At 54.5% G+C, this 2,626-nt stretch carries 1 protein-coding gene; it reads left to right on the forward strand.

What is annotated here, in order from left to right; translation table 11 throughout:
- The first annotated feature begins 603 nt into the window (after window positions 1-603).
- Window positions 604-2,172 carry an alpha/beta hydrolase gene (locus tag HMPREF3092_RS09890; RefSeq protein ID WP_070424763.1) on the forward strand — a complete coding sequence of 523 codons (1,569 nt, stop codon included), beginning with the start codon at window positions 604-606 and terminating at the stop codon, window positions 2,170-2,172.
- Window positions 2,173-2,626: the final 454 nt, after the last annotated feature.

A 2,626-nucleotide genomic window follows, 5' to 3' on the forward strand; every position in this document is an offset into this window, starting at 1 on the left:
AATAGAAGCGGAACTAAACCCAGGACGCTTCACATCCTGCGGAAGCTCACGACCCCACACCCGCTCACCAGACGCGTTCAAAGCACACGCAAAATGGTGCGTCTTTCCCACGTCAAGACCAAACCAAACCGCATACCCAACATCCATGACAGTCCCCCTTGACCATCGAAGAAACGGCCGCGGGAATAGTCATGACACCCGATGCTGGCACCCACGTTACGACGAGACCTCAACAGAGTTGGGCCAAGCCCCTATCAGCAGTCAACGCGCGCCCTGGACTCCTGGCGACAACACCCCCGGATCATCAATGACAGGGAAAGAAAGCCATACCAGGACCAGCGACCAGATCCCTTTCAGGACCTACAAAAAATATAGGGGCACCCCTGTCCATCCGCCTAATGGCTAGAGGGCCTTGCGGAAGTTGTCCTCGCTCAGTTAGGACGCTGCAAGTTTACCTGCGATTACTTCTTGTCTACTTTTGGCCAGAAAGCCGTCTTAGCTTATCGCCGATCGGCCAGAAGTTTCCTCTCCTCATAGACAGCAACCGTGACCGACGATCAACTGGGTTCAAAGCGCAAATCCTACTGATCAGGAGAACAGTTCATGTCTAAATTACGGCTAGCCATTCTGGCTGGGCTGACGAGTCTCAGTTTGACCGTCGCGGCCACCCCTGTCATCGCGGACAAGGGCGATGCCCCGGTCGCAACAGAAGAAAGACAGATCAAACCGGTTGTGACTCCTCGCCTCGATTGGCAGACATGCGGAGAAGCGGAATGTGCAAAAGTTCACGTACCTCTCGACTATGCGAAGCCGAAAGGCAAAAAGATCTACATCGCTGTGAAGAAGATCCCTGCAACGGGGACCTCAGGGAAGACCGGCACACTTTTTGTGAATCCAGGTGGTCCAGGTGCATCTGGTAAAGACTGGGTATCGGACCGGCTCGATCTGTTTCCCACTGAAGTCAGGAAGAACTTCGACATCGTCGGATTTGATCCACGGGGGACGAACGCAAGTACGCGGCTGAAGTGTTTCAACTCGTCGAAGAAGAAAGCGAGCGTGTACGAACGCCTCACCAACGGGTTCCCCGTATCCTCCGATGAGGAAAAGGACTACATTGGCGCAGCCGGCGAACTTTCGAAAGCATGCGCTGACGAACCGTTGGCACAACACATGTCCACCACGGACGTTGCCCTGGACATGGACATGTTGAGGCGAGCAGTCGGCGACACGAAACTGACGTACCTTGGGTTTTCCTACGGAACCTACCTCGGACAGGTCTATGCGGCAATGTTTCCCAACAAAGTGCGGGCAATGGTATTAGACGGTGTCATTGACGCTGAGGCATGGCGAGGCAACCGACGTAATGCAATATTTCCGATGCCGATGCGAATGGGCAACGCTCAAGGTGCGTCTGAGGCTCTAACCGAGCTCCTGGACCGTTGTAGTGACGCAGGAGAGTCCTGCCCTCTCGAAGATCCGGACAACGATCTGGAGAATGTAATGGAGTACCTACGCAAACATCCTCTGAAGATCACAGAGGATGGTGAAACCTACGAGGCAACATACTCGAATGTGGTCGATGAAATTCTCTACTCGCTGTACTCCCCAGATGCAGAGGCCGCGATTGATGTGATTGCGGGTACGAAACAATTGATCGACGAATCCGTTAACGCGCAGGTGCAACGCGACTCGTCTCAAGGTGAGGAGTCACCATTCAGCAAGCCAAAGAAGCAGGAAATCAACGATCTGGAACTCAATGCTGCAGTCGTCTGCAGCGACAGTCACCACCCTGACAGCGGAAGTCGCTGGACTCAGCTGGCAAACCGGGCAGACAAAGAAGCACCGTACTTTGGGCGACAGGCTCTTTGGTCATCCATTGCCTGCGCCGAATGGACCGCGAACGACGACGATGCTTTTGCAGGATCGTTTTCGGTGGACTCCCCAGCCCTCATCGTTGGTGCACGATGGGATCCCGCAACCTCATATGCAGCTGCCAAGAGAGTCAACAATCGACTTCCACACAGCACCTTGCTGACGAGCAACAACTGGGGCCACACCTCGTACGGTGTATCGCAATGTGCCGATGATGCGATCAACGACTATCTGATCACTGGCGAACAACCGGCCGCGGATATTACCTGTTCTGACGGAGTTCAGCCATACACCGACTGATGATCGTCGTTTCCCATCAACCCAGGTGATGTTTCTGGCCACCCTGCAGAGTGCTCATCGCTTCAGCATTGACGCGAGAAGCATACGCCAGGGTGGTCAGACACATCGATGTTGCCAGTTACCACAACGTTTCCAGACGCAGAAAACCGTCGAGGAGATCGTCACCCACAGCTTTGCCGGCGGTCGTCAGTCTGCGTATTTGGTTGAGCCTGCGGTGGCATTCGGGGCCGACAACTGGTCTTCTGATGAAGGATCTGGCGCCAGATACCCTCAGATCGACGAGAGGAACCACCAGAGGGGCAGCAACGGATACTGGACTCGGAGGAAGCAGATAGCATGAAGATCCGGGGAAAACCCAGGGAGGAATCGCAAGACTAGAAGGATCGGGAATGAACAACCAACAAGCCCGAACGACCTGGATGTACTAACCGGGGACGTTGGTTGAGTTTGTGTG

Origin of the sequence: Brevibacterium sp. HMSC24B04 (assembly GCF_001806835.1) — a bacterium.
GTDB classification, from domain to species: domain Bacteria; phylum Actinomycetota; class Actinomycetes; order Actinomycetales; family Brevibacteriaceae; genus Brevibacterium; species Brevibacterium ravenspurgense.